This is a genomic window from Janthinobacterium sp. KBS0711 (assembly GCF_000988085.1).
In the GTDB taxonomy this organism is placed as follows: domain Bacteria; phylum Pseudomonadota; class Gammaproteobacteria; order Burkholderiales; family Burkholderiaceae_D; genus Janthinobacterium; species Janthinobacterium lividum_E.
The window spans coordinates 597,728-617,916 of sequence record NZ_LBCO01000035.1; the positions used below are offsets into that span (position 1 = coordinate 597,728).

The following is a 20,189-nucleotide window of genomic DNA, read 5'->3' on the forward strand; positions in this document are numbered from 1 at the left end:
GTTTCAATTCTCCAGCAAATCCTGCAGTTGCACATTGCGCCGCGACGTCAGCATGGCCGCCCAGGTTGCGCTCGTCACGGATGGGTAGCGCACGGCGCCAAAGTTCATCCAGGCATCGCGGTAGGCCAGCCACAGGCGCTGGGTGGCGCGGATGCCATCCTTGCTTACGGCGCCCGCATGGGTTTGCGCCGGCTTTTTCATGAGCTTGCCGTAGATGGCGTTGAGCTCCTTGTCGAGCGCCGCCGCCTGCTCTTTGGACACGGCGGCTGGCAGCTTGCCGGCTTCGTATTCGCGCAAATCGTGCGCCAGCAAATCGAGCTCGGCCGTGCGGGCGGCGATGCTCAGGGCGGCGCGCGCCGTGCCGCTCAAGTCCGTTTCATTGGCCGCGCGCGCATCGGCAAACTTGCTTGCTGCCGCCTGCAGCTTTTGCAGCGACGCTTGCGCCGCGGCCGGCATTGCTTCGCTGACTTTGGCTGTCGCCTGTCCGCGCACTCTTTGTTTCTGGCGCGCATCGATGGCGCTGCACACACCCATCATGTAGCCGCTCGTGATGTCGTCGCACAAATCGATCATGCCGCGTCCGCTGGCATTGATCTGCTGCAAGTGCTCGATACGGCCGCGCATTTCGGCCGGCGCCGCATCGATGCTGCACGCATACTTTAGCGCCAGCAACGGGTCTTTTTGCACACCCTGTCCATTCTGGTACAGCATCATCAGGACGGCGCTGTTTTGCGTGGCCATGGCGCAATGGCGCACGGGACGCCAGTCGGCCGGCTTGGGCGCGGACATACTCTTGGTATCGTAATACAGGTCCGTTGCCTGGCATTGCTGCAGGGACGCCACCGCCGATGGCGCCGGCAGGTCGGCCGGCGGCGGCGCCGCATCCTTGACCTTCAGGCAGCCCGCATACCAGGCCGTGCTTTCCGCGTGCCCCACGCCCATGGCGCTCGTATTCGGGTAGGGAGCGGGCGCGGCGGCAAAACCCGGGGCGGCCAGCAGGCAGCTTGCGCCCAGCAATATCGTTTTCAATAAGGGTAGACTAATTTTCATGGCCGGCCAAAGGTAGCGTCAGTAAAAGAACAAGTTTAACTGATCAGCCATGGCGCACCCGCGCGATACGTTGCCATCCCGCCTGGTAAGTAACGGTACACAGCCTTGGCAGTGGGGAAAGCATGGGCAATAATGTTGCCCGCTGTACTTTTTTCACTACTCCGGACCACGCCCATGACCTCACCCCGTCTTCGCCGTTCCCTCGGCTCCCTGCTGATCGCAGCGGCCTGCGCCTCGCTTGCCCATGCCGCCGATACCAAGGCCACCACCGCAGTTGTCGCCACGCAAACGCAAGCCAAACACGCCATCACGCATGAAGACGTGTGGCTGATGAAACGGGTGGGCGCGCCCGTCGCCAGCCCCGATGGAAAGTGGGCCGTGTTTTCCGTGGTCGACAGCGCCTACGATAGCAAGGAGCAATGGTCGGACCTGTGGATCAAGTCCCTTGGCGACGACAGCCCCGCGCGGCGCCTGACGTATTCCAAAAGTGGCGAAAGCGCCGTGGCCTGGTCGCCGGACAGCCGCCAGCTGGTCTTCGTTGCCAAGCGCGATGGCGATGAAGCGGGCCAGATTTACCGCCTCGACGTGGCAGCCGGCGGCGAAGCGCAACGGTTGACGAGCTTGACCATGGGCGCGCGCATGCCGAAATGGAGTCCGGATGGCAAGCAATTGCTGTTCATCAGCGACATCTATCCAGGCAACAAGACGGAAGCCGACGTCAAGCAAAGCGCGAAAGAGCGCAAGGAGCGCAAAGTCAGCGCCCGCTCGTATGAAACGACGGCGCCCCGCTATTTCGACAAGTGGCTGACCGACAAGCAGGTACGCCTGTTCGTCGTTGATGCGCAAGCGGACGCCAAGCCGCGCGACATCCTGTCGGGCACGCAACTGGTTGCCTTGCCGGGCTTTGGCGGCGGCCAGGGCGACGAGGGACAATCCTTGGACGCCGTCTGGACGCCGGACGGCAAGGCCGTCGTCTTCAACGCGGCCACCAACCGCGATGCGGCCCAGCGCGAAGCCGTCGTTTCGCAACTGTATTTGCTGCCTGTGGCGGGCGGCGAAGCGCAGCGCCTGACGCAAGACAAGCACAGCTATGGCAGCCTGAAATTCGCGGCCGACGGCAAGACCCTGTTCGCCCTAAGCGACGCGGAAACGCCAGGCAAGGTGTATGACGTGAAGCGCCTGGCCAGTTTCGCCTGGCCGATGAGCAATCCGGCACCGACGATATTGACGGCCAAGCTGGACCGCTCGATTTCCCGCTTCGTGCTGCCCGAAGGCGGCAAGCGCGTTATCTTCAGCTATGAACATGCGGGTCTGGAAAAACTGTATTCGATCGACGCCAAAGGCGGCGACGTGCGCGAGGAGACATCCTTGCCGACGGGCACCATCAATTCGCTGAGCAGCGGCGGCAATGCCCTGGTCGGCGTGTGGGAGTCGTCCATCAACCCGCCGGAAATCTACGCCTTCAACAGCAAGCAGCCGAAGCGGCTGACGGCCTTCAACACGGACAAGGCCGATAAAATCGACTGGCAGGCGCCCGAGCATTTCTGGTTCACAACGGCCGACGGCCGCCAGATCCATAACATGCTCGTCAAGCCGGCCAACTTCGATCCGAACAAGAAATACCCGCTGTTTACCGTCATCCATGGCGGCGCGGCCAGCATGTGGCGCGACCAGTTCGTGCTGCGCTGGAACTATCATTTGCTGGCCAAGCCAGGCTATGTCGTGCTGCTGACCGACTACAAGGGTTCCACCGGCTATGGCGAGGAATTCTCGCGCTCGATCCAGTTCGACCCCTTGAAGGGTCCGGGCGATGAAGTCAACCAGGGCGTCGATGAAGCCATCAAGAAATATCCGTTCATCGACAGCACGAAACTGGCCGCCGGCGGCGCCAGCTATGGCGGCCACCTGGCCAACTGGCTGCAAGCGACGACCACGCGCTACAAGGCCATCGTCTCGCACGCGGGTGAAATGGATCTGATCATGCAGTGGGGCACCAGCGATGGCGGTTTCGGCCGTGAAACGAATGCGGGCGGCCCCGTCTGGTCGAACCTGCCCGTGTGGCGCGACCAAAGCCCCATCATGCAAGCGGGCAACCACGAAAAAGGCACGGGTTTCACGACACCGATCCTGATCACCGTGGGCGAACTCGACTACCGCGTGCCGGCCAACAATGCACTGATGAACTTTGCCGTGCAACAACGCCTGAACGTGCCGGCGAAATTGCTCGTGTTCCCGGACGAAAACCACTGGATTTTGAAGGGCGAGAACAGCCGCTTCTTCTATAGCGAAGTAGAGGGCTGGCTGGCCAAGTACTTGAAATAATCACGCTGCAAGCTTCTTGAAAAGCCAGGCTCCGCGCATGCGGGCCTGGCTTTTTTCATGCCGCTTGCGCGGCGGGTGCGATCACCTTCTGGCGCTGAATCGCCAGCACCATCAGCGCGGCCACGAGGCAGGCGGCGCCGGCCGCGAACAGGGCCGGGTTGTAGGTCAGCATCAGGGTGCGGATGCGGCCCGCACCATAGGCGGCCACGGCGGCGCCCAGCTGGTGGCCGGCGAAGATCCAGCCGAACACCATGCCCGCCCGCTCCCGGCCGAACGTGGCGCCCACCAGTTTCACGGTCGGCGGCACGGTGGCGATCCAGTCCAGGCCGTAGAACATGGCGAACAGGGACAGGCCGTACAGGGTGAATTCCGAATACGGCAGCCAGAACAGGGACAAGCCACGCAAGCCGTAGTACCAGAACAGCAGTTTGCGGTTGTCATAGCGGTCCGACAGCCAGCCGGACAGGATCGTGCCGAACAGGTCGAACGCACCCATCATGGCCAGCACGGACGCGGCAGGTACGGCGGACAAGCCCGAGTCGCCGCACAGGGAAATGAAATGCGTCTGTATCAAGCCATTGGTGCTGAGGCCGCAGATGAAAAAGGTGCCGAAGAGTATCCAGAAGGTGCGATTGGAAGCCACGCTGCGCAGGATCACGAACGGCGTGGCAAACGTCATTTTTGCGGCCACTGGCGCCACCAAAGGCGTGGCCGGATCGGCGCCGTAGGGACGCAAGGCGATATCCTGCGGGCGGTTGCGCATGCACAGGAAGGCCAGCACGGCGACGATGGCACAGGCGGCGAACACGGGCATGACGGCCGTGCGCCAGCCGTAGTGCTCGATCAGCCAGGCGCCCACGGGCAGGAACAGCAACTGGCCCGTGGCCGAACTGGCCGTCAGCACGCCCACCACCAGGCCCCGGTGCGTCTCGAACCAGCGGTTGGCCACCACGGCGCTCAAGACCAGCGCCGTCATGCCCGAGCCGAGACCCAGCAAAATGCCCCACAAGGCTACCAGGTGCCAGAACTGCGTCATGCGCGTGGCCAGCAGCATGCCCGCTGCGATCAGGCCCAGGGCCACGCAGATGACATTGCGCAAGCCGAAACGCTCCATCAGGATGGCGGCAAACGGCCCCATCAAACCGAACAGCACGAAGCGCACGGCCAGGGCCGAGGAAATCTGCTCGGCATCCCAGCCGAATTCGCGACTCAAGGGCTGCATCAGCGCACCCGGCAAGCCCAGCGCGGCGGACGAGGTCAAGGCCGTGAGGAAAGTGATGGCGACGATGACCCAGGCAAAGTGCACGCCGCGCCGCTCCAGCCATTGCGAAAAGGGATAGGAAAGCATGCAGTCCTCATGAGAAAGAGTGAAGAGAAAGAGTGGATGCCGATCAGCGCCAGCCGACGGGATTTTCTCATGTTATATTATGATCGTAATTTATACAATCAAAAAGAGACTGGAACCACACTGCCGTGTGCGGCTCCAGTCCTCGCTTTAGCGCATTACAGAATGCGCTTCGCTTATTTCACCTTCAAGCCATTCTTCACATCCGTCACGCCTTCCACGCCACGGGCTAGGTCAGCGGCTTTCTGCACTTGCGCCTGGGATGGCACGAAGCCGCTGAGCATGACGACGCCGTTCACCGTTTCCACATGCACGTCGAGCGCTTTCAAGTCGTTGTCCTTGACGAGGTCGGCCTTGATCTTGGTGGTGATGACGGAGTCGGCCACGGCCGTCTTGGTGCTGCCTGCCGCGTTGCGCGTCACGCAGGCGGCCTTGGCCGTCGCATCCATGGCGTCGCAGTTTTCCTTCGTCGTGGCGGGTGGATTTTGCGCCACGTTGGCGCCATCCCTGGCGCCCGTATTCGCGTCGGCCAGCGCCGCCGTTTTCGCTGCCTTGGCATCGTTCATGCACGTGGTTTTCTCGGCCCCCGTGCGGTCGCCGCATTTGGCCTTGGCCAGGTCATACTCGGCATTGGCGACGTCCTTGCGGGCCTTGCCCAGTTCGCGCGGCGTGTTGCGGTATTGCGCCACGGCATCCGAGTCGGCCTTGGCGCGCGCCACCTTGGCTTCTTCCACGCAGACTTTTTTCGCGTTGCCGCTCTGGGCGTCGCAGGCGGCCTTGGCCTGCTTGTAGTCGGCCGTTGCCTTGTCCGTCAAACTCTTGTACGAGGCATCCTGCGCATACGCTGGCGTGGCGGCAAGCAGGGCGCTGGCACTGGCGGCCAGCATGAGTGCGATCATTTTGTTCATGATGGTTCCTCTCTGGTTAGTTGATGCCCAGATTAGACCCCTGCCGGAAGCAAAGCTCCGTGCGACAGCACACGCTGACACTCCATTCACATAAAAATCAGCGTTTATTTGTCGCCGCTCAAGCCCTTTCGCCACAATACTTGCGCCTGTTCAAATATTGAAGCGGACCCATCAAATACACCCGCGCCATCGGCCAGCGCCAGCCAGCCTTGCGTGGCGTGGGAACCGCCTGCACCGCCGCCCGCAACCTCGCCGCTGACCCGTACGCCGCGCATCCAGGCCAGCACATCCTGGTACTGCCCCGGGTGGCGGCCATGCATCCAGGCCAGGGCCACCAGGTCCGCATAGCCCTCTTCGCGGCGCGTCTCGCGCAACTCCTGCACCAGGGGTGTCAACTTGCCTATCTGCATGCTGCGCGGCTCGACAAAGCCGCGTGGCAAGGCATGCCAGTCGCCCTGCGCATAGCGCTGGCAGTGGCCGATCTCATGCGCCGTCATCGCTTCCATCATCAGGCCGTGGCGCGCGGCCGGCACGCCCTGCAAGACACTGTCCGCCTGCGCATTGCCGCGCAAGGACAGCACCAGCTTGCAACGCCCTGCCTCGTAACCCAGCGCCAGCGGCACGGCGCCGGGCGCATCCTGCGGCTGCACGATGATATCGATGGGCAAGCCTTGCGCACGTGCAAACGCGATGACGGGTTGGCCCGCCTGCAGCCAGCGGGTTTCCAGATCGGTGAGCTGGGCGGCAGCCACGGCAGGCAAGGCAAGGCACACGCACAACAGCGAGAATAGTTTCAACATGGGATCAACAGGAAAAATGGGGATTTACCACTGCAGAGTAAGCGGTGAAAATATTTCCACAAGGAAAAACTGGCAACTATTCATAAATAAAGACGAAAAAAAACCGGCGCAGTGCGCCGGCTTTCCAGGCTGACAATAGTCAAGCTCAGGCTTATTTCTTCGCCGCCTTGTCCAGCGCACGCGCCGTGACGAATTCCGGGCGGATATCGTTGGGCACGGCCTTCATCTTGTCGAGCGCCACTTGCACTTCGGGGCGGATCACCACGTACTTGGTCATCAGGTCTTTCGCGCGCGCATAGTCGCCCGTCGCCTCGATGCTCAAGAACTCACGGTCCAGGTCGATCACGGCCTGCTTGATCTTGGCAAAATCGACGCCGAACTTGCCATCGCCCAGCGACACAAAACCGCCCTTGTCGAGGATGTAATTCATCTGGATGGCCATGCCGCGCGCGTGCGAATCCGTCAGGCCGAAATGCAGGGTGCGAAAGCCCGAGGCGAGGAAGGTGTTGTACAGCTTGCGCTCGGCCACGTCGCCCTGGCCCAAGGTGTCCTTGAGTTGCCCCTTGTCCATCATGTAGCGCAGCGCGAACAGGCCCGTGATATCGGCCTTGGCTTCTTCGATGGTCGAATACGCTTCCTTCAAGTCCTGGCGCGGCGTCGATGGCTTGCCGTCAACGGTGGTGGCGTGCGGGCCCAGGCCGTGCATGATTTCATGCGCGAGGATGTGCGTGAAGAAGGAATTGAAATCGACGTCCTGCTGCGCTTCGGGCGTCAGCACCAGTTTCGAGATCGGCGTCAGGGTGGCCTTGAACTTGGCTTCCTGCACGTTTTTCAACATGACGCGCTTGGAGCCGCGCGCGCTGATGATGCGCTCGTCGTTCGGCAAGTTGTAGGCAGCCGTTTGCACGGCCATATTGCCGTCGCCGGCGCCATACACCTGGTTGACCACCACCATCGGCGCCAGCGCGCCCACTTTCGGGTTGCGGTACTGGGCGTCGAGCGGCAGATTGTCTTCCAGCTCCTGCATGTGCTTGGCGAAGAAGTTCAGCTTTTGCGTTTCCGCGTGGTCGCGGATGTTCACGTAGGCCTCGAACGCGGCCTTGTAGCCAAACAGCTCGTCGTTATACGTTTCATACGGGCCGATGGTGATGTCGACGGGCGAATCGAGGTCCATCCAGGCGAAGTCGGACGGCAGATAGTCGTTGTCGAGGAAGGCCTTGGCGCGCAGGGTGAGAAATTTCTTCAGGGAAGCGTTGTCCGTGGCGGCGGCCGCCTCGTCGAGCAGCTTGGCCAGTTGCTTGAGTTCCACCTTGTATTCGTCCGAATACTTGACGGTCTGGTATTTGCCATCCTTGCCCGCGCGAATCGTCGTGAAGAACCATTGCGCCTGCTGCTTGTCCTCTGGCGACAAACCATTCATCCACGTTTCCAGGCTGGCCTTGGTGGCGCCCTGCGGATAGAAATTGCCCGCTTCCGGCTTGTGCGCGGGAATGGCGATGCCGGCATAGCTGGCCGGCATGAACGAGGCATGCGCGTCGAGGACCGACCATGGTCCCTTGTTGATCCAGAAATAATTCAGGCGGGCCTGGCCCAGGGCCGACTTGTCCTTCTTCAATGCAGCCCACAGCGCTTCATTGCCGGACCAGCGCTGGCGCAGTTGCAGCACGTCGACCAGCTTGGCCGCCTCGACCAGCTTGGCGATGGCCTGGCGGTCGCCCGCGGACAGGTGCGTGACATCGGCCGTCAGCGCGACGGGTGCGTAGCGGGCGCTCATGGCCGCCAGTTGTTGCGCGGTGGCCGGGGCTGCCGGCGTTGCGGCGCAGGCGCTGCCGACGGCGGCAGCCATCAGCAGGGGAATCAGGAGTTTTTTCATGGAGGTCTCGGTTGGATTTTTCTCGGAAAAAAAGCGGATGGCGCGGATGGCGCGCTACCGCTTTCTTGCTCAGCCTGCGATTGTCCCACCTGCCCCATGGCATGGCAAGCCGCTTACCAGACCTTGTACACCTGCCCCGTCTGCGCCCCCTCCACGCTGCGGCTGTAGGCCAGCGCCACTCTGCTGGCGGCGGCCGGTTCGAAGCCGTAGAAGAAGGGTCCATACGCTTCCAGCGATTCTTCCAGCACCGTGGGGCTGACGGCATTGATGCGCACGCCGCGCGCCAGTTCGATGGCGGCCCCCCTTACAAAACCTTCCACGGCCGCATTCGTCATGCTGGCGGCCGCACCGAAGCGGATAGGCTGCTCGGCCACGATGCCGCTGGTCAAGGTAATCGAACCGCCGTCGTTCAGGTATTCCTGCGCCACCAGCGCCACGTTGACCTGGCCCATCAGCTTGCTGTCCAGGCCCAGCTGGAACTGTTCAGGCGTGAATTCGGCCAGCGGGCCGAAGTGCAGCTTGCCGGCCGTGACGACGACGGCGTCGACCTTGCCAATGCGCTTGAACAGGGCGCGCACTTGCGCGATGTCGCCCATGTCGGCCTGGTGCGTGCCCGTGCGGCTGCCCACTTCGATGATTTCATGGCGTTGCGCCAGTTGTGCGGTGACGGCCTTGCCGATGGTGCCGCTGGCGCCGATGATGACGATTTTCATGCTGCTTCCTTGTGTGGGTTGAACGATGCAGCCAGTATGCGCCGCTTCCAAAAAGGAATAAATGCGCTAGAATTTACAAGATTACTAATCTGTAGTTTTCAATCAGGTGCCCATGGATAAATTGCGCAGCATGGAAATCTTTGTGTCCGTCGTCGACCAGGGCAGTTTCACGGCGGCCGCCGACACCTTCCGCATCTCTCCCGTGATGGTGGGCAAGCACATCAAGCAGCTGGAAGAGCGGCTGGGTGCGCGCCTGCTGGCGCGTACGACACGGCGGCAAAGTCTGACGGAAATCGGCCGGCAATACGTGGACCAGTGCCGCCAGATCCTGGCGCAGATCGCGGCGGCCGAAACGGGCGCGGAAGCGATGCGCGCCACGCCGCGCGGCAAGCTGAAGATCACGGCGCCCGTGTCCTTCGGCAGCGAATGCATCGCGCCGCTGATGGCCGACTATCTGACGGCCTACCCGGACGTGAGCCTGGAACTCAATTTGAATGACAGGATGGTGGACCTGGTGGAGGAAGGCTTCGATGCGGCCATCCGCATCGGCAAGCTGGAAGATTCCGGCATGGTGGCGCGGCCCTTGCGTCCCTATGCGATGGTCATCTGCGCCTCGCCCGCCTACCTGGCTAAGCACGGCACGCCGCGCACGCCGGACGACCTGGCGCGGCACGAATGCGTGGATTTCATGCAGTGGTCGCGCCACATGCGCTGGCGTCTGAGCGGCAAGGAAGCGCGCCACGATGGCGCTGCGGCCGAAAGCCGCTTCCGCTCGAACAATGGGCAGGCGCTGCGCATGGCGGCCCTGCACGGCTTCGGCATCGTCATGCAGGCGGAGATTTTGCTGGCCGACGATATCGCGGCGGGGAGGCTGGTGCCGCTGCTGGCCGACTACGTGCCGGCGCCGCGCCTGATGCATGTGCTGTATCCGCGCGACCGCCAGCCCACGCCGAAGCTGACGACCTTCATCGATTTTCTGCTGGAACGCTACGGGCCGGCGGCGACACCGCCACCGGCCACGCTCACGTAATCGTCGTACCTAGTTCGCCTTGACGGTCGATGGCGCGGAAGCCAGCTTGGCCAGCTCGCCGTCCGGCTGCCAGCCGGCACCCAGGGAGCGGGCCACGGCGACCGTTGCCAGCAGACGCTGGGTCTTGATCTGCGCGGCGGCGCGGTCCGCTGCCAGCGAACTGCGCTGCGCATCGGTGACGTCCAGGTAGGTCGAGATACCGCGCTCGTAGCGCGTGCGCGCCACCAGGTAGGCGCGCGCCGCCGCTTCCTGCGACAGGGCCTGGGCGTCGCCCTGCAACTGGCGCTGCTCCACGTCGGACAGCGCATCTTCCACTTCGCGCAAGGCCGTCAAGAGCTTCGTTTCATGGTTCGCCACGGCTTCCGCATAGCGCGCCTTGGACAGGTCAAGATTGGCCTGGTTGCGACCACCGTCGAAGATCGGCAGGGACAGGGCCAGCGGACCAAAGCTGAACTGGCGCGAACCGCCCTGCGCCAGGTCGCGTAGCTTTTCCGACGCATAGCCGAAATTGCCCGTCAATTGCAGCGACGGATAAAACGCGCCTTCGGCCACGCCCACTTGCGCATTCGCCGCGCGCAAGCCCGCCACGCTGGAAACGAGGTCCGGGCGGTGCGCCAGCAGGCTGGCGGGCAAGCCGACAGGGATGACCGGCGGCAGCGGCAAGACGGACGGATCGGCCGCCACCGGCAATTGCAGCGCCGACGGCGGCTTGCCCGTCAGGATGGCCAGGCTGTTTTCCAGCTGGTTGCGCTGGCGCTTGACTTCATGCAGGTCGGCCTGCGCGTTCGACAGCTCGACCTTCGCGCGCGCCAGGTCCAGCTCATTCGTCAAGCCCGCGTTGAAGCGCGCTTCGACCAGCTGCGCCGATTCGCGGCGCGTGTCCAGCGCGCCATTCAGGATGGCCATTTCCGCATCGAGTCCGCGCAGCTGCCAGTAATTGCTGGCCACTTGCGACGACAGCATCAGCAGCACGCCGTCGCGGTCGGCCTGCGCCGCCAAGGCTTGCGAGTCGGCTGCTTCGACCATGCGTTTTACACGGCCCAGCAAGTCGACTTCATACGACAGCGAGCCGCCGATCGAAAAATTATTGCCGCTGATGGAGCGGTTGCCCAGGGCCAGGCCCTGCGACGTGTTGGCCGAGGTGCGCGAGTTCGAGATCCCCGTGCTGACGTTCACGCTCGGGCCCTGGTTGGCGCGCGCCGTGCCGCTTTGCGCCAGCGCCTGCAGCAAGCGCTCGCCCGCCGCCTTGACGCTCGGGTTGTCCTGCAGTGCGCTTTGCTCGAGGCGGTTCAGGGTGGCGTCGCCGTAGATGCTCCACCACTCCTTGGGCAGCTGCGCGGCATCCGCCGCGGCCGCGCCGTGGCGGAAGGTGTCGGCGCCGGCGACATTGCCCGGCGCGGTGAAATCCTGGCCCACGGTGCCGCAGGCGGACAGCGCCACGGCAAGGGAAGCGGCCAGCGCGATTTTCGTCAATACTGTTTGCATGATGTGTACCTTCTTGTTCTTGATGTGCTGCACGTGCGGGCTGTGCGCGGTCAATGACCGCCGCCACCGCCACCGGGAGCTTTGAGTTTGTCGGCCAGCCACAGGGGCACGATGCAGGCCAGCAGGATGGCGCCGATCAGGAAGAAGCCATCGTTGTAAGCCATCACATACGCTTCGCGACGCACGATGCCGTCGATCGCCTGCAAGGCCTGGTTGCCGGCCGTGACGGCGTCATAGCCCTTGGCCATGAACGAGGACGTCAGCTGATCGATGCGTAGCTGCGTGGCGCTGGAATACGCATTGATCGCTTCGCCCAGGCGCTGCGAGTGGAAGTGCTCGCGGGTGCTCAGGGCCGTGGCCAGCAGGGCGATACCGATCGAGCCGCCCAGGTTGCGCGTCATGTTGAACAGGCTCGATGCGGACGGCATGTCCTTCGGCGCGATGCCCTTCATGGCGAAGTTCGACAGGGTCAGCATGACGAAGGGCTGGCCCAGCGCGCGCACCACCTGCGACCACAGCAGCTGGTCGTAGCCGGTGGACGCGTCCATGTAGGCATTCATCATGCACGAGCCGCCAAACAGCAAGAGACCGAACGAGCACAGGATGCGGTTGTCCACCACCGACGACAGCTTGGCGACAAACGGCATGATGAACAGCTGCGGCAAGCCTACCCACATGATGACTTCACCGATCTGCATCGGCGAGTAGCCGGCGATCTGGCCCAGGAACAGGGGCAGCAAAAAGGCCGAACCATACAGGCCCATGCCCGTCACGGCCGACAGCACGGTGGCCACTAAAAAATTGCGCTGGCCGTACAGGGCCAGGTTGACGAACGGTTCGGCGCGCGTGGCGCTGGTGACGACCCAGCCCAGGATGCCCACCAGGGCCAGCGAGGCGAAAGCGATGATGAAACCGGAGTCGAACCAGTCCTTCGAGTTGCCCTCTTCCAGGAAGATGGTCAGGCAGCCGAGGCCCAGGGCCATGAAGAAGATGCCCAGCCAGTCGGCTTTCCAGAACATCTCGAGCTTCATCGGCTCCTTGTCCAGGCCATAGATCATGCCGGCGATCAGCAGCACGCCCGGTACCCAGTTGATGTAGAAAATCGAGGGCCAGCCATACAGCTCGCTCAGATACCCGCCCAGGGTCGGGCCCATGGCTGGCGCCAGGGTGGCCGTCAGGCCGAAAATCGCCATGCCGACGGCGCGCTTCGACGGCGGCAGCTTGAGCATCACCAGGGTGAACGCCATCGGGATCAGGGCGCCGCCCGTGAACCCCTGCAGCATGCGGAAGACGATCATGCTTTCCAGGTTCCAGGCCGTGCCGCACAGGGTGGAGAACAGCAGGAAGAAAGCGGTGGTGCCGATCATGTAGGTGCGCAGACCGAACACGCGCGCCAGCAGCGCGGTGAGGGGAATGACGATAATTTCCGCCACCAGGTAGGCCGTGGAAATCCACGAGCCCTCTTCCTGGGTGGCCGACAGCGAGCCAAGGATATCCTTGAGCGAGGAGTTGGTGATCTGGATGTCGAGCACCGCCATGAAGGCGCCCAGCATGCCGGCGGCGACCGCCAGCCAGGTGCGCCCGGAGACTTTCTCGTCGATCACGGGAAACGCTGGCGGCTTCGCCAGCGTGGTGGAGGGGCTGCTCATGGAAGCTTAGCGCGTGGTGGACTGGGCGGCGGGGGCGGCGGCGTGGCGCGGTGCCTTGTCCGACTCGGGCTGATTCACTTCCACTTCGGCGATCACCGACATGCCCGGCACCAGGCGGCCATTCATGGCCTTGATGTCTTCCGGCTGGAAGACGATTTTCACCGGCACGCGCTGGACGATCTTGGTGAAGTTGCCGGTCGCGTTATCGGCTGGCAGCAGGGCGAATTGCGCGCCCGAAGCTGGCGCGAAGCTGTCCACGGTGCCCACCAGTTTCTTGCCCGGCATGGCGTCGATGGTCACGTGCACGCTCTGGCCGCGGTGCAGGTCGGCCAATTGGGTTTCCTTGAAGTTGGCGGTGACCCAGACGTTGTCTTGCACGATGGCCGTCAATTGCTGGCCAGGCTGCACGCGCATGCCCGTTTCCACGTTGCGCTTGCCGATGCGGCCGGCGACAGGGGCCAGGATGCGGTTGTATTGCAACTGCTGTTCCGCGTCCTTCAATTGCACGCGCAATACAGCCACTTGCGCCTTGGCGACGTCGCGCGCAGCTTGCGCCGCACCGATTTGCGCCTTGGCGGCCGAAGCGCTGTCGCGGCGGGCGGCCAGGTCGGCCACGGCGCTCGAGCGGGCCGCATTGGCCGCGTCGAGTTCCGCTTTCGACACGGCTTTCATCTGGCTCGTGTACAGCTGGCCATAACGGTCCGCATCCTGTTTTGCGCGCAGCAGCTGCGCATCGGCTTGCGCCACTTGCGCCTGGGCGCCACTGGCTTGCGCCTGCACTTGCGCGATCTGCGCGTCCGCTTGCAGCACTTGCTGCTCGGCGCTGGCGATCTGCGCGGCGATCTGCTCGGTTTTCACGCGCTGGTCGAACGGGTCGAGTTCGGCGATCACGTCGCCCTCTTTCACCATTTGATTGTCGTCGATGAAGACCTTGGTGACGACGCCGGAAATGCGCGCCGAAACGGGATGCACATGGCCAGCCACATAGGCGTTTTCCGTTTCCACGAAATAGTGGCTGCGGTACCACATGCGCGCGCCGGCGCCCAGGGCCACGAGGACTATCAGGCCGGCGATGATTTTCACACGGTTGTTAGGGGGTGCGGAGCTGGCGGAAGCGGCGGGCGCGGAAGGGGCGGCCGGAGCCGCGGGTGGGACGGCGCTCAGCACTTTGTGCTCTGCTTGGCCTGGCTGGTTGGACATACTCGCTCCGGAAATGAAATGATATAGGTTCATTATTGGGCAAAGAAAAGCCAAAGTCAAGAAATGAAACGATTGCATTTCATTTTAATTTGCACTACAGTGTGAGCCATCACTTACCTTCCAACTTGTAAAGAGACCCAGACCATGTCCGATCCCGGCCTCAGCGATACCTTGCCTACCGATAAAGAATCCGACGACGACGCCCAGGAGCTTTCCTGCTGCGGCAAGCCAGCCGGCCGCCCGCGCGCTGCCGACATGGAAGCGCGCATGGACAACCTGCTGCACACGGCTGGCTGCCTGTTTCTGGAAAAAGGGTATGGAAAGGTCAGCCTGGAAATGATCGCCCGCGAAGCCCATGTGGCCGTGCGCACAATTTATGTGAAGTTTGGCGGCAAGTCGGGCTTGTTCAATGCCGTGGTGGAACTGCGCCGCGCCGCCTATTTCTCGACTATGCCGGCGCTGGAAACGGATATGCGCCCCCTGCCCACCATCCTGGGCGAGTTCGGCCTGCTGTTCGTGCAGCTCGTCACCATGCCGGCGGCCATCCGCCTCAATCGCATGGTGGTGGCCGAGGCGGCCACGCACCCGGAACTGGCGGAAACGTTTTACAAGGTGGGACCGGGACAGACGCGTGAGATGCTGACGAGGTTTTTCAGCCGCCCCGATATCGCGCCCCTGTTTCGCGCGGAACTGGCGCCGGCCATGCTGTCGCTGCACCTGCTCAATTGCCTGCTGGGCGACCAGATGTCGCGCCTGCTGTTTCCGCCGCCGGCGCAACCGGACGTGGCGCAATTGCGCGCCAAGGTGGCCGTCAGTCTCGACCTGTTCCTGCACGGCACACTGCGCCAGCCGCTGGCTGACTGACGCGCAGGTCAGCCGGGGCGGCTGCAGTCTTCCGGCAGCGCCGCTTTGGCATGTTCATCGCTCAAGCCTAGCGCGCGCAGGAAGGGCTGGGCCGCCGACGCGCCATCGACACTGAGCGAAGACTCACTTGCATCGTAGCGGTCCGGGCCATAGCGCATCAGGTCGAACGAGGTTTCAAAGCGTTGTGCCAGGAAATATGTGCGGAAGTAATCGAAGGAGAACGCCACCTGGCCATCGGCCCGCAGCAGCAAGCCATGCGCATACAACGGCGCCAGCCAATCCCCTGCCGCCATGCTCCAGCCCTTCACGCCGCAATAGTCGCTGGCAAAGCGTTCCAGCTCCGCCTCGTTGAGGAAGACGCTCTTGGCTTCGAACATCACGAAGGCCAGCTCGATCAGGAATTCGCGCGCATCGGCAGCCTCGCCGGCGTCCACGCGCTGCCGCGCGCCCGCCTTGCCCAGCAAGCCATCGAGATAGCCGCGCTCACCTGCCAGCTGCGGCAGCAGGGTGGCAAACACATATTCGGCATCCACCTGCCCCGTTTCCTGGCCATTCGGCGTGTACAGCACCGACAGGGCGAAGTTCTTGCTCACGTCATCGAACTCGCGCAGAGACACCGTCCATTGCGTGCCCGCCCTGCCGCCATCGGCCGCGGCCTCGCCCGTGCCGAACTCGAGCACGGAAAACGCCGCCATCTGGCCATTCGCACCGTACAGGCTGCCGGGATTGCTCTTGAACAAAATGCCCAGCGACTTCATCAGTGAACTGGCATCGCCCGTATGCTGGTGGCCATGGAACACGGCGTGGATATTCTTGTAGTGCGCGCGCTGCTCGGCACTGGCGTGCTCGTCGGCGGAGAAAAAGCTGAAGCCGGCATTGCCCAGCGCCGCAGCCGCGACACCCTGCGCGCGGCTGCCCGGCACCAGGTAGAAACGCGCGCCGGGCAAGCTGGCCGCCTGCAGCAAGGGGCGCAGGAAGTATTCGTAGACGTACACGGGGGTCGTGCCGGCACAGGCGTCGGACGCCACCAGCTGGCCCGTGAAGAAAATCGCATCGATCCGCTTGCCCGCCGCCAGGATAGCGGCCACGTCTTGGTACAAGGCATGCAGCATCACGGCTTGCTCTTGCTCATCGGCCCGGCGCAAGCGGACATCGGCAATATGAAGGGCGGTAAATTTTTTCATCGTTGCAAAGCTCTCTCAGTACAGCGGAATTTGACCGTATCCCACGCTGGCAACATTCCTGGAAAAATCACACGCTTCCGTCGAAGCAAGAAAAACATGGTTACAGACCTCCATTCTGCCACTTTTTCCACACGGCAATACTCACCAATTTTCACAAGACACCGCTGCACCACGTTTTACCATGCCGCAGGTCAAGGGAAATAAAAAAACCGGGAACGTGTCCCGGTTTTTCATACTGAAAGTTAACTCTTTATCAGCGTTTTCGCGGCGGCGGCAAGTCCGTGCCCACGCCTTCGTACACTTCGGCGCGCTTTTGCCAAACTGCCGATCGACTCTCCCAGGGTCGGGTGCGGGTGGATGGTCTTGCCGATGTCGGTGCCGTCGTAACCCATTTCGATGGCCAGCGCGGTCTCGCCGCTTCATCGTTCACCTGTCGCCCGCATGCGTGCCGGCGATGGTTGAAAAGTAAAAAACCCCGCAATCGCTTGCGGCGTTTTTAGTGTTACGACACAGCGCTAAAACATCAGCGCTTGCGCGGCGGCGGCAAGTCCGTGCACACGCCTTCGTACACTTCGGCGGCCATACCGATCGATTCGCCCAGGGTCGGGTGCGGATGGATGGTCTTGCCGATGTCAGTGCCGTCGCAGCCCATTTCGATGGCCAGCGCGATTTCACCAATCATGTCGCCCGCATGCGTGCCGACGATGGTGCCGCCGATGATGCGGTGCGTTTCAGCGTCGAACAGCAGCTTGGTGAAGCCTTCGGCGCGGCCGTTGGCCACGGCGCGGCCCGAGGCTGCCCAAGGGAAGTGGCCCTTCTCGACCTTGATGCCCTTGGCTTTCGCTTCGTCTTCCGTGATGCCGGCCCATGCCACTTCCGGATCCGTGTAGGCGACCGATGGAATCACCTTGACGTCGAAGTGCGACTTCTGGCCGGATGCCGCTTCGGCGGCCACGTGGGCTTCATGCACGGCCTTGTGCGCCAGCATCGGCTGGCCGACCAGATCGCCGATGGCGAAGATGTTCGGCACGTTGGTGCGCATCTGACTGTCGACGTTGATGAAACCGCGATCCGTCACTTGCACGCCCGCCTTGTCGGCGGCCAGCTTCTTGCCGTTCGGGCTGCGGCCCACGGCCACCAATACCAGGTCGTAGACTTGCGGCGCCGGTGCCGTGGCACCTGCTTCGGCAGCTTCAAACGTGACCTTGATGCCTTCCGGCAGAGCCTCGACGGCCACCGTCTTGGTCTTGGTCATGATGTTGTCGAAGCGCTTCTCGTTGAACTTCTGCCACACCTTGACGGCGTCGCGGTCCGCGCCCTGCATCAGGCCATCCATCATTTCGACCACGTCGATGCGCGCGCCAAACGTCGAATAGACGGTCGCCATTTCCAGGCCGATGATGCCGCCGCCGATGACCAGCATGCGTTTCGGGATCTGGCGCAATTCCAGCGCGCCCGTCGAATCGACGATGCGCGGGTCTTCCGGCACGAATGGCAGCTTCACCACAGATGAACCGGCGGCGATGATGGCTTGCTTGAACTGCACGACTTTTTTCGAGCCGTCGCCTGCCGTCACTTCGATGTGGTTCGCGGACAGGAACTGGCCCACGCCCGTCACCACTTGCGTCTTGCGCGCCTTGGCCATGCCGGCCAGACCGCCCGTCATGTTCGAGATCACGCCTTCCTTGTACTTGCGTACCTGGTCGATGTCGATGGTCGGCTTGGCAAACGTCACGCCCGTGTTGGACATGTGCGCCGTTTCATCGATGACGGAGGCGACGTGCAGCAGCGCTTTCGACGGGATGCAGCCCACGTTCAGGCACACGCCGCCCAGAGTGGCGTAGCGCTCGACGATGACCGTCGACATGCCCAGGTCGGCCGCGCGGAACGCCGCCGAGTAGCCGCCAGGACCGCCGCCCAATACCATCATGTCGACATCGATGTCGACCTGGCCGCTGTAATTGCCGGCCGGGATGGCGGCAACGGCCGCAGCTGGCGCCGCCGCTGCGGGAGCCGGAGCTGCCGCCGCAGGCGCGGGAGCGGCCGCCGGTGCGGCTGCGGGAGCGGCAGCGCCGTCAAGCGCTTCCACCACCAGCAGCGCGCTGCCTTCGGCGATCTTGTCGCCGACCTTGACTTTCAACTCCTTGACGACGCCGGCGTGGGTCGATGGAATCTCCATGCTGGCCTTGTCCGATTCGACGGTGATCAACGACTGGTCCACCTTGATGGTGTCGCCGACCTTGACCATCAGTTCGATGACTTCGACTTCCTTGAAGTCGCCGATATTCGGTACTTTTACCTCTACTGTGCTCATCAATCGCTCCTTACAGCAGAATTTTGCGCATGTCGGCCAGGACTTCGCCGAGGTACACGGAGAATCGCGCGCCCATCGCGCCATCGACCACGCGGTGGTCGTAGGACAGCGAGGTGCCCATCATCAAACGTGGCTGGAAGGCCTTGCCATCCCATACCGGCTTGATCGAGGCTTTCGACAGGCCCAGGATCGCCACTTCCGGCGCATTGACGATAGGCGTGAAGTGCGTGCCGCCGATGCCGCCCAGGGACGAGATCGTGAAGCTGGCGCCCTGCATGTCGGCCGGTTTCAGCTTGCCTTCGCGCGCCTGCAGCGACAGTTCCGTCATTTCGCGGGCGATCTGCGAGACCGACTTCTGGTCCGCGCCCTTGATCACCGGTACCACCAGGCCATTCGGCGTGTCGGCCGCAAAGCCGATGTTGTAGTACTGCTTGAGGATCAGGTTCTCGCCCTTGGCGTCGAGCGATGCGTTAAACGCGGGGAATTTTTTCAGCGCGGCGACGGAAGCCTTGATGACGAAGGCCAGCATGGTCAGCTTGGCCGCATCCTTGTTCTTCGCATTGGCCGCGTTGGTGTCGACGCGGAACGCTTCCAGGTCCGTCACGTCCGCTTCGTCGAACTGCGTGACGTGCGGGATCATGACCCAGTTGCGGTGCAAATTCGGGCCCGAGATTTTCTTGATGCGCGACAGCGGCAGCAATTCGGTCGTGCCGAACTTGCTGAAGTCCAGCGACGGCCATGGCAACAGATCCAGGCCCACGCCCGAACCGCCTTTGGCAGCGACCGGCGCATTCGGCGCGGCGACGGCGCCCGACATCACGCCCTTGACGAAGTTCTGCACGTCTTCCTGGGTGATGCGGCCCTTCGGACCGGAACCGCCCACGCGGGTCAGGTCCACGCCCAGTTCGCGCGCGAACTTGCGGATCGATGGCGACGCGTGCGCCAGCTTGCCGTTGACGGCAGGAGCTGCAGCGGCGGCAGGGGCAGCAGCAGGTGCTGCGGCAGGCGCCGGTGCCGAAGCGACGGCGGCGGCTGGTGCTGCGGCGGCTTGCGCTGGCGCGGCGGCAGGGGCAGCAGCAGGAGCAGCGCCACCGGTCGTTTCCACGACCAGCACCAGCGAACCCTTGGCAACCTTGTCGCCAACCTTGACTTTCAATTCCTTGACGATACCTGCGTGGCTCGACGGAATTTCCATGCTGGCCTTGTCCGATTCCACCGTCAGCAGCGACTGGTCGACCTTGATGCTGTCGCCGACCTTGACCATCAGTTCGATGACTTCGACTTCCTTGAAGTCGCCGATATCGGGTACGGTCACTTCCACCAGGGCCGGCGCGCTGGCAGGGGCGGCTGGTGCTGGCGCGGCCGCAGGAGCGGCGGCAGGTGCAGCTTCAGCGGCAGGTGCTGCAGCCGGGGCGGCAGCGGCAGGCGCAGGCGCCGAGGCGTCGTCCGCCA

15 protein-coding genes are annotated in these 20,189 nt (G+C 63.2%); 3 read left to right on the plus strand and 12 right to left on the minus strand.

Translation table 11 applies throughout. From position 1 onward, the window contains the following. Positions 1-3 precede the first annotated feature (3 nt). A complete protein-coding gene (locus VM94_RS28780; protein WP_082127911.1) occupies positions 4-1,050 on the minus strand; it encodes a lysozyme inhibitor LprI family protein in 1,047 nt (348 codons plus the stop codon). Between the two features lie 174 nt (positions 1,051-1,224). Between VM94_RS28780 and VM94_RS25875 the strand changes: the two genes are divergently transcribed. Continuing rightward, the gene (locus VM94_RS25875) at positions 1,225-3,372 is read left to right on the plus strand and encodes a dipeptidyl-peptidase 5 (protein WP_046686010.1); all 2,148 of its coding nucleotides are present in this window, start codon (positions 1,225-1,227) and stop codon (positions 3,370-3,372) included. Between the two features lie 55 nt (positions 3,373-3,427). Here the strand turns inward: VM94_RS25875 and VM94_RS25880 are convergent, their stop codons facing one another. From VM94_RS25880 to VM94_RS25900, 5 genes are all read right to left on the minus strand, one after another. Further along, positions 3,428-4,720: an MFS transporter gene (locus VM94_RS25880; RefSeq protein WP_046686011.1), complete on the minus strand. Its 1,293-nt coding sequence runs from the start codon at positions 4,718-4,720 to the stop codon at positions 3,428-3,430. A 173-nt stretch (positions 4,721-4,893) separates the two neighbouring features. Continuing rightward, entirely contained in the window at positions 4,894-5,625 is a 732-nt protein-coding gene (locus VM94_RS25885; protein WP_046686012.1) for a BON domain-containing protein, read from the minus strand. 104 nt (positions 5,626-5,729) lie between these two features. Further along, positions 5,730-6,425 carry a hypothetical protein gene (locus VM94_RS25890; RefSeq protein WP_046686013.1) on the minus strand — a complete coding sequence of 232 codons (696 nt, stop codon included), beginning with the start codon at positions 6,423-6,425 and terminating at the stop codon, positions 5,730-5,732. Between the two features lie 151 nt (positions 6,426-6,576). After that, complete coding sequence (locus VM94_RS25895) at positions 6,577-8,298, minus strand: dipeptidyl-peptidase 3 family protein (protein WP_046686014.1); 1,722 nt, start codon at positions 8,296-8,298, stop codon at positions 6,577-6,579. A 113-nt stretch (positions 8,299-8,411) separates the two neighbouring features. Further along, positions 8,412-9,011, minus strand: a complete 600-nt coding sequence (locus VM94_RS25900; RefSeq protein ID WP_046686015.1) for a short chain dehydrogenase — start codon at positions 9,009-9,011, stop codon at positions 8,412-8,414. Positions 9,012-9,123: 112 nt separating this feature from the next. On the opposite strand from VM94_RS25900, the gene VM94_RS25905 reads away from it, so the two are divergent. Beyond that, the gene (locus VM94_RS25905; RefSeq protein ID WP_046686016.1) at positions 9,124-10,041 is read left to right on the plus strand and encodes a LysR family transcriptional regulator; all 918 of its coding nucleotides are present in this window, start codon (positions 9,124-9,126) and stop codon (positions 10,039-10,041) included. Positions 10,042-10,050: 9 nt separating this feature from the next. Here the strand turns inward: VM94_RS25905 and VM94_RS25910 are convergent, their stop codons facing one another. The 3 genes from VM94_RS25910 to VM94_RS25920 are packed head-to-tail and all read right to left on the minus strand — an operon-like array spanning position 10,051 to position 14,375. Beyond that, the gene (locus VM94_RS25910) at positions 10,051-11,526 is read right to left on the minus strand and encodes an efflux transporter outer membrane subunit (RefSeq protein WP_046686277.1); all 1,476 of its coding nucleotides are present in this window, start codon (positions 11,524-11,526) and stop codon (positions 10,051-10,053) included. A 50-nt stretch (positions 11,527-11,576) separates the two neighbouring features. Continuing rightward, positions 11,577-13,175 (minus strand): DHA2 family efflux MFS transporter permease subunit, encoded by a 1,599-nt coding sequence (locus VM94_RS25915; protein WP_034747410.1) that lies wholly within the window; start codon positions 13,173-13,175, stop codon positions 11,577-11,579. Between the two features lie 6 nt (positions 13,176-13,181). Beyond that, positions 13,182-14,375 carry an HlyD family secretion protein gene (locus VM94_RS25920; protein ID WP_046686017.1) on the minus strand — a complete coding sequence of 398 codons (1,194 nt, stop codon included), beginning with the start codon at positions 14,373-14,375 and terminating at the stop codon, positions 13,182-13,184. 144 nt (positions 14,376-14,519) lie between these two features. Here VM94_RS25920 and VM94_RS25925 point away from each other — a divergent pair, with 144 nt between their 5' ends. Further along, positions 14,520-15,239 (plus strand): TetR/AcrR family transcriptional regulator, encoded by a 720-nt coding sequence (locus VM94_RS25925; protein WP_046686018.1) that lies wholly within the window; start codon positions 14,520-14,522, stop codon positions 15,237-15,239. An 8-nt stretch (positions 15,240-15,247) separates the two neighbouring features. Here VM94_RS25925 and VM94_RS25930 read toward each other — a convergent pair whose 3' ends face one another. The 3 genes from VM94_RS25930 to aceF all read right to left on the minus strand — a co-directional run. Further along, positions 15,248-16,423 carry a hypothetical protein gene (locus VM94_RS25930; RefSeq protein ID WP_046686019.1) on the minus strand — a complete coding sequence of 392 codons (1,176 nt, stop codon included), beginning with the start codon at positions 16,421-16,423 and terminating at the stop codon, positions 15,248-15,250. A gap of 523 nt (positions 16,424-16,946) precedes the next feature. Further along, complete coding sequence (gene lpdA, locus VM94_RS25935) at positions 16,947-18,737, minus strand: dihydrolipoyl dehydrogenase (RefSeq protein WP_046686020.1); 1,791 nt, start codon at positions 18,735-18,737, stop codon at positions 16,947-16,949. Between the two features lie 10 nt (positions 18,738-18,747). After that, on the minus strand, positions 18,748-20,189 hold a 1,442-nt coding region (gene aceF, locus VM94_RS25940; RefSeq protein ID WP_235433020.1), incomplete at its 5' end, for a dihydrolipoyllysine-residue acetyltransferase.